At 69.8% G+C, this 13,819-nt stretch carries 15 protein-coding genes and 1 pseudogene; 8 read left to right on the plus strand and 8 right to left on the minus strand.

Going from position 1 to position 13,819, the window contains the following annotated elements; genetic code table 11:
- Positions 1-31: 31 nt before the first annotated feature.
- From BQ8420_RS07285 to BQ8420_RS07300, 4 genes are all read left to right on the plus strand, one after another.
- Positions 32-616, plus strand: coding sequence for a TetR/AcrR family transcriptional regulator (locus BQ8420_RS07285; RefSeq protein WP_087097086.1), 585 nt, complete (start codon positions 32-34; stop codon positions 614-616).
- A gap of 19 nt (positions 617-635) precedes the next feature.
- Positions 636-2,264 (plus strand): ATP-binding protein, encoded by a 1,629-nt coding sequence (locus BQ8420_RS07290; RefSeq protein ID WP_087097049.1) that lies wholly within the window; start codon positions 636-638, stop codon positions 2,262-2,264.
- A 19-nt stretch (positions 2,265-2,283) separates the two neighbouring features.
- The gene (locus BQ8420_RS07295; protein WP_087097050.1) at positions 2,284-2,970 is read left to right on the plus strand and encodes a response regulator transcription factor; all 687 of its coding nucleotides are present in this window, start codon (positions 2,284-2,286) and stop codon (positions 2,968-2,970) included.
- 96 nt (positions 2,971-3,066) lie between these two features.
- Positions 3,067-4,326, plus strand: coding sequence for an alpha/beta hydrolase (locus BQ8420_RS07300; protein WP_087097051.1), 1,260 nt, complete (start codon positions 3,067-3,069; stop codon positions 4,324-4,326).
- Between the two features lie 49 nt (positions 4,327-4,375).
- Here BQ8420_RS07300 and BQ8420_RS07305 read toward each other — a convergent pair whose 3' ends face one another.
- The 3 genes from BQ8420_RS07305 to leuE all read right to left on the minus strand — a co-directional run bounded on the left by BQ8420_RS07305 (position 4,376) and on the right by leuE (position 6,878).
- Complete coding sequence (locus BQ8420_RS07305; RefSeq protein ID WP_087097052.1) at positions 4,376-5,197, minus strand: ABC transporter permease; 822 nt, start codon at positions 5,195-5,197, stop codon at positions 4,376-4,378.
- Complete coding sequence (locus BQ8420_RS07310) at positions 5,194-6,114, minus strand: ATP-binding cassette domain-containing protein (RefSeq protein WP_087097053.1); 921 nt, start codon at positions 6,112-6,114, stop codon at positions 5,194-5,196. Before BQ8420_RS07310 ends, BQ8420_RS07305 begins: the two co-directional genes overlap by 4 nt.
- A 101-nt stretch (positions 6,115-6,215) precedes the next feature.
- Positions 6,216-6,878 carry a leucine efflux protein LeuE gene (gene leuE / locus BQ8420_RS07315; protein ID WP_087097054.1) on the minus strand — a complete coding sequence of 221 codons (663 nt, stop codon included), beginning with the start codon at positions 6,876-6,878 and terminating at the stop codon, positions 6,216-6,218.
- A 519-nt stretch (positions 6,879-7,397) separates the two neighbouring features.
- Between leuE and BQ8420_RS07320 the strand changes: the two are divergent.
- Positions 7,398-7,520, plus strand: a pseudogene (locus BQ8420_RS07320) (GTP-binding protein); the annotation flags it as partial.
- Positions 7,521-7,588: 68 nt separating this feature from the next.
- Here BQ8420_RS07320 and BQ8420_RS07325 read toward each other — a convergent pair.
- Positions 7,589-8,167, minus strand: coding sequence for a TetR family transcriptional regulator (locus BQ8420_RS07325; RefSeq protein WP_087097055.1), 579 nt, complete (start codon positions 8,165-8,167; stop codon positions 7,589-7,591).
- Between the two features lie 166 nt (positions 8,168-8,333).
- Here BQ8420_RS07325 and fdhA point away from each other — a divergent pair, with 166 nt between their 5' ends.
- Complete coding sequence (gene fdhA, locus BQ8420_RS07330) at positions 8,334-9,554, plus strand: formaldehyde dehydrogenase, glutathione-independent (RefSeq protein ID WP_087097056.1); 1,221 nt, start codon at positions 8,334-8,336, stop codon at positions 9,552-9,554.
- A gap of 22 nt (positions 9,555-9,576) precedes the next feature.
- Here fdhA and BQ8420_RS07335 read toward each other — a convergent pair whose 3' ends face one another.
- A complete protein-coding gene (locus BQ8420_RS07335; protein WP_087097057.1) occupies positions 9,577-9,780 on the minus strand; it encodes a hypothetical protein in 204 nt (67 codons plus the stop codon).
- Positions 9,781-9,895: 115 nt separating this feature from the next.
- Here BQ8420_RS07335 and BQ8420_RS07340 point away from each other — a divergent pair, with 115 nt between their 5' ends.
- Positions 9,896-10,090 (plus strand): DUF1918 domain-containing protein, encoded by a 195-nt coding sequence (locus tag BQ8420_RS07340; protein ID WP_087097058.1) that lies wholly within the window; start codon positions 9,896-9,898, stop codon positions 10,088-10,090.
- Between the two features lie 97 nt (positions 10,091-10,187).
- Positions 10,188-10,667 carry a hypothetical protein gene (locus BQ8420_RS07345; RefSeq protein ID WP_087097059.1) on the plus strand — a complete coding sequence of 160 codons (480 nt, stop codon included), beginning with the start codon at positions 10,188-10,190 and terminating at the stop codon, positions 10,665-10,667.
- 43 nt (positions 10,668-10,710) lie between these two features.
- Here the strand turns inward: BQ8420_RS07345 and BQ8420_RS07350 are convergent, their stop codons facing one another.
- The 3 genes from BQ8420_RS07350 to BQ8420_RS07360 are packed head-to-tail and all read right to left on the minus strand — an operon-like array spanning position 10,711 to position 13,798.
- Complete coding sequence (locus tag BQ8420_RS07350) at positions 10,711-11,955, minus strand: cytochrome P450 (RefSeq protein ID WP_087097060.1); 1,245 nt, start codon at positions 11,953-11,955, stop codon at positions 10,711-10,713.
- Positions 11,946-13,250 (minus strand): cytochrome P450, encoded by a 1,305-nt coding sequence (locus BQ8420_RS07355; protein ID WP_087097061.1) that lies wholly within the window; start codon positions 13,248-13,250, stop codon positions 11,946-11,948. Before BQ8420_RS07355 ends, BQ8420_RS07350 begins: the two co-directional genes overlap by 10 nt.
- The gene (locus BQ8420_RS07360) at positions 13,247-13,798 is read right to left on the minus strand and encodes an ATP/GTP-binding protein (protein WP_235005978.1); all 552 of its coding nucleotides are present in this window, start codon (positions 13,796-13,798) and stop codon (positions 13,247-13,249) included. The genes BQ8420_RS07355 and BQ8420_RS07360 overlap by 4 nt, the downstream gene beginning before the upstream one ends.
- Between the last annotated feature and the right edge of the window lie 21 nt (positions 13,799-13,819).

The raw sequence follows: 13,819 nt of genomic DNA on the forward strand, positions 1-13,819 counted from the left end.
TCGCCGTCAACATCCGTCTATGCTGGTGAACATGTCCGAACGCCCCTACCACCACGGAGATCTGCGCGCCGTTCTCCTGGCCGGTGCGGAACGCACCCTGGCCGACCGCGGTCCCGCCGCGATCTCCCTGCGTGAGCTCGCCCGTGATGCGGGCGTGAGCCATGCCGCCCCGGGCCGACACTTCAAGGACAAGGGGGCACTGCTGGACGCCCTCGCGCTCAGCGGTTTCCAACGCCTCAAGTCCGCGCTCCAGGAGACCACCGTCGAGGGTGCCGGGGCCGGGGCCCGTATCCTCGCCCTGGCCCGGTCCTACGTGGACTTCACCATCGCCAACGGCGCCCTGCTGGACCTGATGTACACGCGCAAGCACGACAGCGACGCCACCGATCAGCTCATCGCGGCCCTCGACGAACTGCTCGGCGTCGTCCTCGCCCCGATCCTCCAGGGCCAGGCCGACGGCGAGATCGTCCAAGGCGACCCGAAGCCGATCGCCTACACCGTCGTCTCCACCCTGCACGGCTTCGCCTTCCTGACCGCCGACCACTCCAAGGAGAAGTTCGACGGCGCTCTCCCGGCGGTCGTCCACCACCTTCTCCACGGCCTCACCCCCCGCTGATCCCCGTACTTTGGGACCCATGAACGTACCGGCGAGTCCACACCGGCGCGGGCTCGCACCCGCCGTCGACCTCCTGCTCTGGGCGGTCCTCGGTGGACTCGCCGTGGCCGAACTCTCGGGGGACGAAGGTCGGTCCGGGTTCGCCGAGAGCGCGGTCGCGCTGGTCGTGGTGGCGATCGCGGTCGGCCTGTCCCGCCGGCTGCCGGCGGCCTCCCTCGCGGTGGCGACCGCCTACGCCACCGCGCAGACGGTCTCGACGGGGTTGGGGCTGTTCACCACGCTCTACCTGTTCATGCCCGTGCTGGTGGTGGCCGCCGTGGCCTACCGGTACGGCCTGCGCTCGGACCGCCCCGGTCCGGTGGTGGTGCCCGCGATCCTGGCCGTGGCGGTCACGTTCACGGCGAACGCGGCCGCGGCCGTGGTGTTCGATCTGGATACCCGGGACTTCCTGTCGTCGCTGGTCGACTGGACCGGCGGCGCGCTGGCGCTGGTGCTGGCGTTGGTGGCCCCCTGGTTGTTCGCCCGGTACCGACGGCGACGCCTGAGCGCGACCCGGGGCGCCTGGGCACTGGCCGAGCGGATGGAACGGACCCGCGCGGCGGAGGCCGACCGCGCCCGCCTGCGCGAACGTGCCCGCATCGCCTCCCGCATGCACGACTCCCTGGGCCACGACCTGGCACTGATCGCGGTGCGCGCGGCGGCTCTGGAGATGTCCGCCGGGGACGACCCCGAACGGCGTGGGGCCGCCTCGGAACTGCGGGAGGCGGCGCACGAGGCCAACCTGCGACTGCGCGAGGTGATCGGGGTGCTGCGCGAGGGCTCCGACGAGGATTCCGAGGAACCCGGGGAAAGCGTCTCCACACTGGTGGAACGTGCCTCGGACGCCGGGCTCTCGGTGCGGTTGCTGCGGGAGGGCTCCGACCCGGTGGCCGGTTCGAGGGTGGGTCGAACGGTCCACCGGGTGGTGCGGGAGGCTCTGACCAACGCCGCCAAGTACGCGCCCGGCGGCGAGGTGTCGGTGCACGTGGTGCGGGGCGGGGACGCCGTCCGGGTGACGGTCACCGATACCGGCCCGGTGGAGGCTCCGATCCTCCCCGCCCGCACGGGGGACGGCGGCGAGGGCGCCGGCGGGTTGGCCGAGCTGCGCGCCCTGGTGAAGGAGAACGGTGGCGAGATCACCACGGGCCCCGGGGAGCGGGGCGGCTTCGAGGTGCGGGCGCTCATCTCGGAACGGTCCGAGGACACCGCTTCGGACGAACCCGCGTCGCAGACGGACCGCTTGCGTTCGGAGGCCGACGAACAGGCCCGACGAAGCCTGCGCACCGCCCTGATCGTGCCGGCAGCACTGACCATCGCCCTGATCGGGTTCGGCTTCCTGACACTGTGGTGGGTGAGCGAGAACTCGGTGGTGTCCCCGGCGGGCTACGAGCGTCTGGCCGTGGGAGACACCGTGGAGAACGTCGAGACGACGCTGCCCCGGTTCGAGTACCCGGCACGCTCGGTCGACGACCCTCCGCCGCCCCCGCCCGAAGCGGACGACTGCCGCTTCTACCTGGTGGAACACGTGAACGGACTGCCGCCCGTGTACCGGCTGTGCTTCGACGACGGGGTGCTCATCGCCAAGGAACGGATCGAACGACACGAGTAGCCACCGCTACCCTGGCCCGGTGAGCGAGACGAACGGTGACGCGACGATCCGGGTGGTACTGGCCGACGACGAGGCCATGATGCGCGCGGGGATCCGGGCGATCCTGGCGACCGTCCCCGGGTTCGAGGTGGTGGGCGAGGCCGCCGACGGCGCGGAGGCGGTGTCCCTGGTCGCCGAACTGGCCCCGGACGTGGCCCTGCTGGACGTGCAGATGCCCGGCACCGACGGACTCGCCGCCACCGAGGCCATCACCGCCGAGTACCCGGGTACGTCCGTGGTCATCCTCACCACCTTCTCCGAGGACGCCTACATCGCCCGGGCGCTGTCCGGGGGCGCGGCCGGGTTCGTACTCAAGTCGGGCGACCCGAACCAACTGGTGTCCGGGGTGCGCGCGGTGGTGGAGGGCGGCGCCTACCTGTCACCCGAGGTGGCCCGTCGGGTCATCGACGAACTGGGAGCGGGTGACGGCCGGCTGTCGCGCGCCGCGTCCGCCCGCGAACGGGTCAGCGCGTTGACCGATCGAGAACGCGACGTGCTGGCGTTGCTGGGCGAGGGCTGCTCCAACGACGAGGTGGCGCGCCGGTTGGCGATCGCGCCGGGCACCGCCAAGGTGCACGTCCGGTCGATCCTCACCCGCCTGGACCTGCGCAACCGCGTGCAGGCCGCGGTACTGGCGCACGAGGCCGGGCTGGTCGACCCCGACTGACGAGTCGGCCGCCCCCGTCACCTACCCCTTAGTGACTAGTCGGGCGCTGTCGCTCAGGCGATGCGCCCGAGGGTGTGCGCGTCGCAGGATGCGGACATGGTCGACACGAATCCAGCTCCGAGTCCGTCCGCGTTCCGACGCGGGTTCATCCACTCCGCCGCCGCCCTGGTCCTGGTGGCGTCCTTCTGCGTGCCCGCCGCCCACGCGGCCGTCACGACCGGAGATCCGCTGGCCCCCTCTCCACCCGAACCCACCGGCCCTTACGCCGTGGGACGCACCGAGGCCCACCTGGTCGACACCTCCCGGGGACACCCGTGGGTGGAGGGGGAGACCGAACGCGACCTCATGGTCGGTCTCTGGTACCCGGCCGAGGACACCCCGGCCGCCGAACCGGCGCCCTACGTGTCCCCCTCCGTGGGCGACGTGCTGACCGGTTCCCTCTACGGTGCCGGGGTGCCGCGCGGCGCCGTCGACGCCGCCTCCGCCACCGCGAACGCCCTCCAGGACGCGCCGGTCGCCGAGGGGACGGAGGACATGCCCGTCGTACTGTACTCGCACGGGTTCGGCGGGTCGCGGTACACCAACGCCGCCAACCTGGAGGAACTCGCCTCGCACGGATACCTGGTGGTGGCCATGGACCACCCCTACGAATCCGCCGCGGTCGACCTGCCCGACGGCCGAGTGCTGCGACAGAGCTACCCCGACCGGGAGACCCCCACCTACCGGGAGGCGATCGACACGCGGACCCTGGACTCTCGTTTCGTCCTCGACGCCTTGGAGGAGGGCGACCTCCTGCCCCCGTACCTGGACGAGGTCACCGACATCGACACGGTGGGCATGTTCGGGCACTCGGCGGGCGGGCTGACCACCGGGGAGGTCATGTTGGTGGACGATCGGGTCGCCGCCGGCGCGAACCTGGACGGGAGCATGGCCTACCACGTGGGCGACGAGGCATGGGCGGACGTGACCACCCAAGGGGTGGATCGCCCGTTCGCGTACTTCGGCGCCGGACTGACCGGGGCGGACCTACCGCACCACAGCCGACACCACCCTGACCTCGAACTGTTCCGGTCCGCCTCCACCGGGCCCTTCTTCGAGGTGTACATGGCCGACGGCGAGCACAACTCCTACAGCGACGACCAGTGGGCGCTGCCGGCGTTGGAGGCCCGGCACGGGCTGTCCGGGCGGTCCTGGGAGGGCAGGCTCGAAAACATCGGACCGATCGATCCCGAGACCTCGATCGCCGCCCAGCGCGCCTACCTGCTCGCCTTCTTCGACGCCCACCTGCGCGGCACGGAGGAACCGCTCCTGTCCGGGCCGTCTGCGGAGTTCCCGGAGATGGAGGTCATCGACTGACCTCATAGGGCGTGGCCCGCCCCCACGGAGGCGGGCCACGCCCTAGGACTCACACGTCGCGTGCCCGCAGTTCGGACCAGGCGACCAGAAGCGCCGCGACCGTCCAACCCACCACCACGGCCACGTTGATCGGCCCGTCGAAGGGCGCGGTGTAGAACCCGACGTCACCGGCGGCGTAGAACTCGATACCGGCCAGGCCCGGGGTGAACGCGGCCAGGTCGTCGACCAGGTCGACCCCCGACAGCTGCATCACCAGCGGCAGCCCCAACAGCAGCAGGAACCCCACCAGGATGGTGCTCGCGGTCCCCCGCAGGGCGGTTCCGATCCCGACGAACAGGGCGGCGAACAGCGCCATGCACACCCCGGCGCCGAACACGGTGGCCAGGACGTCCCCGAGCGGGAAGGTCACGTACGAGGCCAGCAGCGCCGCCAGGATCCCCGTCCCGGCCAGCCCGGCGACGATCGCCGTGGCGAACGCCAGCGCCGCGGTGACGAGGGTGCGGGCGGTGAGCACCACGACCCGATCCGGATTCCAGGTCAGGGTCCCCACGATGCTCCGGTTGCCGAACTCGTCGGTGGCGGCCAGCGCGGCCAGGACCAGCACGGTGAACTGCACCAGGTAGAAGTAACCCTGGGAGGTGAGCCGGGCGAACTCCACCCCGTCACCGGCGATGGGGTTCTCCAGTGCCTGGCTGAGCTGGGACCAGCCCATCAGCCCCGCGAAGGCGGTCATCCCGACCACCGCCGCCAGCAGGCACCACCACGTGGAGCGCAGCGCGGAACGGCGGACCCACTCGGCCGCGATCTCCCTGCGCAGCGACCGCCACCGTGGTGACCTCGGCGGTGACGCCTTCTCGCTCGACGACCTCATGAGCGCACCTCCTCGCGGGTTCGGGCCTCGTACTCGACGTCGGCGCCGGTCAGTTCCAGATAGGCCTGTTCGAGCGAGGCGCGTTCCGTCCACAGACCGTGCACTCGCGCACCGACCTCGTGCGCGAGGTCACCGACCCGTTCCACCGGAACCCCGAACACCCGCAGGGTCCCGTCGCCGAGGTCCTCGACCCGGCCTTCGCGCGCCAACCGTTCGGGGAACCGGGCGCCGCCGAGGACACGGGCCACCACGTGGGTGCGCGACCAGGTGGCGATCACCTCCTCCAGGGAGGCGTCGGACACCAAACGGCCCCGGCCGACCACCAACAGTCGGTCGGCGACCTGTTCCATCTCACTCATCAGGTGGCTGGAGACCAACACGGTCCGGCCCTCGTCCGCGAGCCGGCGGGTGAGGTCTCGCATCCAGCGCACCCCGTCCAGGTCCAGGCCGTTGACGGGCTCGTCGAAGAGCAGCACACCGGGGTCGGCGAGCAGGGCGTCGGCCACCCCCAGCCGTTGCCGCATCCCGAGCGAGTAGCCGCCGACCCTGCGGTCGGCGACCCCGGTCAACCCGACTTCACCGAGGACCTCGTCGACCCGTCGACGGGGAAGTCCGCACACGTGGGCCTTGGCCCTCAGGTGGGCGCGTGCGGTCCGACCGGGGTGGGCGGCGCTCGTGTCCAGGAGCGCGCCCACCTCACGGGCGGGCCACCTCAGGTCCTCGTAGCGATGACCGTTCACCAAGGCCAGCCCGGAGGTGGGTCGGGTCAATCCCAGGAACATGCGCATGGTGGTGGACTTCCCGGCACCATTGGGGCCGAGGAATCCGGTGACCCGTCCGGGCTCGACGGTGACGCTCAGGGCGTCGACGGCGGTGTGCGGCCCGTAGCGTTTGGTGAGATCGCGTGCTGTGAGCACGATGGGGTCCCTTCGTGGTCGTCCATTGGGAGAACCACGCTAGGAACACGAGGGGCGCCGCCACATCGCCGTTTCGCCGGCCACCGCCTACCCACTTCTACCTAGACGGTGCTGAAGGAGAGCTTGACCGCGAACCCCAGGAACAGCGCGCCCGCCGCCGAGGTCGCGCCCGCGGAGAGACGCCGTCGGCGTCCGAAGGCCGCGGAGACGCGGGTGCCGCCGAAGATCAGGGCGGACAGGTACACGAAGCTGACCAGTTGCATCAGCAGACCCAGGACCAGGAAGGACAGCGCCGGGTAGGCGTAGGCCGGGTCGACGAACTGCACGAAGAAGGAGATCAGGAACAGGATCACCTTCGGGTTGAACAGCGAGACCACCAGGGCCCGGCGGTAGGGGCGCTCCCCCATGGCGGGGCTCGGGGCCGCGTCGGCGGCACGCTGTTCTTCGGCGCGCCGATGCCTTGAGGTCCACATGGCGTACGCGGTGCGCAGCATACCGATCGCCATCCACACCAGGTAGGCGGCTCCCGCGAACTTGATGACCGCGAAGACCACCGGGTTGGTCCGCAACAACGTGGCGGCGCCCGCGGCGGCGAGGAGCATCAGCACGGCGTCACCGGTGAAGACCCCCGCGGCGGCCGTGTAGCCGGCCCTGGTCCCGCCGCGCGCGGCGACGGAGAGCACGTAGATCGAATTGGGCCCGGGGATGAGCACGATGAGGATGAGTCCTGCCAGGTAGGTGGGCAGGTCGGTGACGCCGAGCATGAAGGAAGTGTTTCATCCGACCATCGGGCTTCGCCGGCCCCGTCCCAGGTGGTGAACCCCACCCCGGGGCGCCGGCCGTGGAGTGGTGTCCGGCCGGGCCCACACCCCGCCGGACACCCTTCACCACGGGTGCGCCCGTACACACCCACACCGACCGGTCCGCGCGTGGCCCGATCGGTCCACCACGAGGGCGGGTCTTCCCTTGGAACCCGGCCTCCCGTGGGAAAGAGATGTTACGCACAGGAATGGCGAATTCCTCGTTTTCGACGACCATTGGCCGAACACGGCCACCGGAATTCGATCACCGCCGTTCCCTTCTCCCCGAGCCATTGATCACTTCCACCACTTCGGCCCCAAGAAGCCCGGAAAACCCGTGGAGCCCCGGGGCAGGAAAGCTCTACGCCCACTCGGGGCCTCGCGATGACCGGGGTCTCGGCGGCAGGCCGCACCCACGGCCCACCAGGCATGCGCGCACCGCCCGAAATGGTCGCCCCGACGATCGAGGAAAGGAAGTACACCATGGCCACCACACATCTGGACCTGGCCAAGGTTCGCAACATCGGGATCATGGCCCACATCGACGCGGGCAAGACCACCACCGAGCGCATCCTTTGCTACACGGGTGTCTCCCACCGGGTGGGCGCGGACTTCGCGCGCTGCGTGGACATGATCGCCGCGGCCGCGTAGCGGTACGCCCCGGGGCCCGATGCTCAGAGCGGGAGGCCCTCCTCAAGCAGACCGATCGCCTCGTCCAGTCGGTCGGCGAAGTCGGCCCCCTCGGCCCCGTCCTCAAGGCCTGCGGACACCGAGGCCAGGGCGCCGATGATCGCCCCGGCCCAGACCCGGACCCGCGGTTCGTTCCGGTCCCGGCCGGTACGTGCCGCGGCGGCGTCGCACAGTTCCTCGATCCCGGTCGCGTACCGGTCCATCAGCGTCGCGCGCAGTTCGGGGACGGAGAACAGGAGTCGTCGCCGCTCGCGGTCCTGTTCCCGTTCGGCCTCCTCCATCCCGCCGTAGACCTCACGGATCCCCGCCCGTAGCGCCTCCGTGAGCGGGGGCCCGTCGGACCGGTCCATGAAGCGGGCGAACACCCGAGGGAAGACGTCCTCGACCAGGACCGCCTCGGCCTTGGTGGGGAAGTACCGGAAAAACGTGCTCGGAGAAACGTTCGCGGCGGCGGCGATCTGTTCGGTCGTGGTGGCCTCGTACCCGTGTTCCCGGATGAGTCGCAACGCCTGGCGGCCGATCTCCGCGCGTGTGGCGGCCTTCTTCTGCTCTCGTAACCCCATCGACACATCATGACGCAACCGGCACCGGTTCCTCGTCACGTAACAGACCTTCCGTCCCGGTTAGCGACCCCCGTCACAGGAAACGACTCAAGGACGCCCTCCGAACACGAGGGCGTTCCACGAACGTTGGTCCTCGCCGCTACGCGGCAGAGAGGTGGAAGGGAAGATGACCGGCAACAGAGGAGTGGTCTACCAAGGCCCCGGGCGGGTCGAGGTGCAGGACATCGCCTACCCGGAGTTCGAGCTCAAGGACGGCCCCGGTGTGAACCCCGCGAACGTGGGGCGCAAGGTTCCCCACGGGGCGATCCTGAAGGTCGTCGCGACCAACATCTGCGGCAGTGACCAGCACATGGTCCGCGGCCGCACCACCGCCCCGGAGGGGATGGTGCTCGGCCACGAGATCACCGGCGAGGTGGTCGAGACCGGACCCGACGTCGAGTTCGTCAAGGTCGGCGACCTGGTCTCGGTACCGTTCAACATCTCCTGTGGACGATGTGTGAACTGCAAGGCCAGGCGCACCGAAATCTGTCTGAACGTCAACCCCGACCGCCCGGGGTCGGCCTACGGCTACGTCGACATGGGCGGATGGGTCGGTGGCCAGGCGCAGTACGCGCTGGTGCCCTACGCGGACTGGAACCTGTTGAAGTTCCCCGACAGGGACCAGGCCATGGAGAAGATGCTCGACCTGACGATGCTCTCCGACATCTTCCCCACCGGCTACCACGGCTGCGTGACCGCCGGGGTCACCGTGGGGTCGACCGTGTACATCGCGGGCGCCGGCCCGGTCGGTCTCGCCGCGGCGGCCTCCGCCCGGCTCCTGGGCGCGGCGGTGGTGATCGTCGGCGACTCCAAGAAGGAACGTCTGGCCCAGGCCCGCGGGTTCGGCTGCGAGACCATCGACATCTCCGAGGGCGACCCCGGCGACCTCATCGAACAGGTCCTGGGCGCACCGGAGGTGGACTGCGCGGTGGACGCGGTCGGCTTCGAGGCGCACGGAAGCGGGGACAAGGCCGGCGAGGAGGCGCCCGCGAGCGTCCTGAACGACGCCATGGACGTCACCAGGGCCGGCGGTTCCATCGGCATCCCGGGCCTGTACGTGACCGGTGACCCTGGCGCGTCGGACGAGGCCGCCAAGGTGGGTTCGCTGTCGATCCGCTTCGGGCTGGGCTGGTCGAAGTCGCACGCCTTCTTCACGGGCCAGTGCCCGGTGATGAAGTACCACCGGCAGCTGATGATGGCGATCCTCAACGACCGCGTGCAGATCGCGAAGGCGGTCAACGCGGTGGCGATCTCGTTGGAGGACGCCCCGGAGGGCTACCAGGCGTTCGACAAGGGGGCGGCGAGCAAGTACGTGCTCGACCCGAACGGCTACCTCGGCAGCGGCTGACCCATCGCCGTCAGCCGTTCGGTCACTGCTCGAAGATCCGGCTCACGTACAGGATGGCGCCCGCGACCAGGGCGGCCAGCGCCGCCGAGGCGACCATCGAGGCCAGACCGAGGACGACACCTTCGAGGGCCACCCACGATTCCAGGAAGTTCCGGACGGGGGTCCTCGTGACGACGAAGACCAACATGAAGACGACGAACGCGATGATAGGGGCGACCTTGTTCACCCGAACATCCTAAGGCGCGTTCCGTGGATGCTGCCCGTCGCGCAGCAGGGCAGGTATTCACGGAACGCGTCCCAGGTCGTGGTCGTGCCCGAGTCATCGTGACGGGAGGAACCACATGCGAGCGACGGTCGGGGACCTTCTGCACACGCACGGGGTCGCCAGTGCCCGCGGCGAGCAGGAGGCGGAGATCATCGAGGTGCGTGGAGCCCAGAACGGCCCGCCCTACCTGGTGCGGTTCGCCGATGGTGAGGAACGGGTCATCTACCCGGGCCCGGAGACCGTGGTCCGACAGCGGGAACCCGGGGACTGAGCACCCACCACCCGAGGGACCTGGGTCCCTGGACACCCGAACACTGTGGGAGTCACTATTTATTGAGAGTGACTCCCATTTTTTGTCGGGAAGGCCCATGAGAACACTGATCGTCGTCGAGTCCTACTTCGGCAACACCACCGAGGTCGCCCGGACCCTCGCCGAGCACCTGGAACCCGCCCGGGTGGTCCCGGTCGCCGAGGCGCCCACCGAGATCCCGATCGACGTGGATCTGCTCCTGGTCGGAGCACCCACCCACGACTTCTCACTACCGAGCGCGAACACCCGAAAGCAGGCCCTGGACAAGGGCGGACACGGTCAGGGCCCCGGTGTGCGGGAGTGGATCGCCTCGCTCACCCCGCGGGACCTGCCGGTGCACACCTTCGACACCTCACACGCCAAGCGGCTCAGCGGTTCCGCCGCCCGTGCCGCCGCCAAGGCCCTGAAACGGCGCGGGTTCCGGCCCACGCGGGGGCCGAGTTTCCACGTCCACGGCAGGTCCGGGCCCTTGGAGGAGGGCCAACTGCGACGTGTCCAGGAGTGGGCCGCCGCGCTCGTCGATGGTCATCGACCATGACGAACCGGCGGCCCGATCGAACCGGCCCTACTTCAGGCGCATGTTATTTCAGGCGCACGTTCAGATGCGTATGCGAGTTGACCACGACCGTGGGGGCGCGCGGCACGTCACCGACCACCGACAGCTCGGGCCAGCGGGCGAAGAGCGCCTTCAGGGCGACACCCGCCTCCAGGCGGGCCAGGGGCGCACCGATGCAGAAGTGCGCGCCGTACCCGAAGTTGCTGTGGGCCGCGCCCTCACGCTGGATGTCGAACTCGTCCGCGGTGGGACCGAACCGCTCGGGGTCGCGCCCCATCGAGATGTAGGAGACGAACACGGGGTCGCCCTTGGCGATCTTCACCCCCGCGGCGTCCGGGTGGATGTCCGCCCCGTCCACGTCCTCGGTGGCGAAGCGGGTGAAGAAGTTGGCGGTGGGCGAGTCCCAGCGCATGGTCTCCTCCACCGCGTTCACCCAGGGCACCTCGCCCGACAACAGGAGACGGAGCTGCTCGGGGCGGGCACTGAGCGCGCGCACGGCGTTGAGCAGCAGGTGGGTGGTGGTCTCGTGGCCGGCCGCCAGCACCACGTACAGCGTCACGACCAGGTCCTCGCGAGGAAGGCGGTCCTCCTCCGGCAGCGCCAACATGGCGCTGACCAGGTCGTCGCCGGGCTCGCGTTCGAGCTTGGCCACGTGGGCGTCCAGCCAGGCGTGCAGGGCCAGCTCGGCGCTTCGCCCCTCACTGGCGGTGTCGTCGAACAGGGCGCTGTACAGCCGGCCCAGTTCCTCGTGGTCGGCCTCGTCCACGCCGAGCAGGTATCCGATCACGCCCATCGGCAGCGGCCAGGCGAGCCGCGCACGGAAGTCGATCACCCCGTCCTCGGTCTCCTCCGCTGCCTTGCCCATCTCCTCCAGGAGGCGCTCCACCAGGGAGGTGACCAGAGGGGTCAGCGCCTCAACACGTCGGGCGGTCAACGCCTGTGCCAGGGGACGGCGCAGCTTCCGGTGGTCGGCACCGTCGGTGTTCACGACCGAGTGACCGGAAGGGGCCGCGATGCTGATCATCGGCCAGTCCTCGGGGATCTCCCCCTCGTTGAGGGCTCTCCAGTGCCCGGGGTCCTTGGTGAAGCGGACGTTGTCCTTGAGGAGGTTGCGCCCGGCTTCGTCACCGGCCACACCCCACATGGGGACGCCGCCGGGCAGAGAGACCGGCACGATGGGGCCGTGCTCGCGCATTTTCACGGCGTCTTCGTGCAGGTCGGGGCTGAGGGGATCGAGCTGGTGGACCGGTCTGGACAGGCTCAGAGCCACAGAGAGTCTCCTAGGGGATCAACGGAGGTGACAGGCGGGGTGAAGCGGACCGGCAGTGCTTCCAGGGCCCGGATCAGGACCTGGGGCTGCCAGCGCAACTGGCCTGCGGGGACGGCCAGATGCAGATCGGGGAGGTGGGTGAGGAGGGTTTCGATACCGGTGACCGTGATGATCTCGGCCAGGGTTCGGGCGGTGTGCGGGCAACCGTGGGAGCCGTGGGAGAAGGACAGGTAGGCGCGACTGTGGTGGTGCTCCCTTTCCTGGCCGGGGGGACGGAACAGCGGGTCCTGATGGGTGGCGGCCAGACCCAGCAGCACCAGGTCGCCGCCCTGGATGGTCGTACCCGCCAACTGGGTGGTCCGAACCGCCCAACGTCCCGCGAAGATCTGGGTGGGGCTGTCGTCCTTGAGGACGTCACGGGCGGCGTCGGTCACCGAACGACGACCACGGGTGAGCGCGTTGGTGTGCGTCTGGTCGGTCAGCATCAACCTGATGGTGTTGCCGATCCAGTTCGCACTGGTCTGGTGGCCGGCGATGATGGACACGAAGATGTCCGCGCTGAGCTGCTCACGGGTCAGCCCCAGCCCACTGTGCGCCAGGTGGGCCGCGATGTGCGGCCCGGGTTCGCGCATGGCGCGGTCGGCCAGTTCCTCGGTGATGGCCTGGACCATGCGCATCCCCTCGATGGGATCGCCCTCCACCGCCCCCATGAGCAGGAGGAAACCGGTGACCAGGTCGTCGTGGAACTCCTCCGGGGCGCCGACCGCCCAGCCCAAGGCCATGACCGGCAGCCGTTGCGCGTAGGCGAGGATCAACTCGGCCTCACCCGCCTGCGAGAACTCGTCAATCAATCGCTGCGAGGACCTACGGCAGAACTCCTCGAACTCCCACTGGTCGACACGGGCGAACCCGTCGCTCAACACCGCCGAACGGCGCCGGTGCTCCTCACCCTCGGTGTAGAGCATCGACTCCGTGGCGAAACCACCACCGACCAGCGGCCACATCGGCCACTCGGGCGGCAGGTACTCCCCCAGGTTCCACCGAAGGTAGGACCGGGCGAACAGTTCGGAGTCGGAGGTCACCTGGAGCAGCTCCGAGTAACCGACCACCAACCAGGCCGGCACGTCCCAGGCCATCAGGACGGGGACCACCGGTCCGTGCCGCCGACGCATCTCGGCGAACAGCCCGGGCGAGTCCCGCTGGTACCGCTCGTCGAGCAGGCTCAACGCGTTCCGGTGCGTTTCCGGAAGCGGCGGAAGGCGCGGGTGTTCGGGCTGGGTGGTCTCTTCACTCATCGGTCCGGCTCCTGTTCCAGCATCTGCTGACGGTGCACGACCAGCTCGGCGAGGGCCGTACGCACCTGTTGCGGGTCGCGGGCGTCGCAGCGCACCAGCGGCGTATCCGGGTCGATGTCCAGGCTGGTCCGGATCTCCTCCAGGCTCCAGCGCTCGTCCTCGTCTCCGAAGGGGTTGTGGACCACCAGGTAGGGCAGGCCCGCTCGTTCGACCCGGTCGAGCGCGGCGAACGAACCCTCCGCGTCACGGGTGTCGACGAGCACGATCGCGCCCACCGCGCCCTGACAGAGCCGTTCCCACAGGGAGTGGAACCGCTTCTGTCCCGGGGCGCCGAACAGGTACAGCACGATCTGCTCGTCGATGCTGATCCGACCGAAGTCGAAGGCGACCGTGGTGGTCGTCTTGTCCGGACGCAGTTCCAGACCTTCGTCCACCCCGGCCCCGGCCTGGGTCATCTCGGCTTCGGTGGTCAGCGGCTTGATCTCGCTGATCGCGCCCACCATCGTGGTCTTGCCCACCCCGAAACCACCGGTGACGAGGATCTTCATCGAAATCGCGGCGGACGGTGC

The organism is Nocardiopsis sp. JB363 (assembly GCF_900143625.1).
Lineage (GTDB): Bacteria > Actinomycetota > Actinomycetes > Streptosporangiales > Streptosporangiaceae > Nocardiopsis.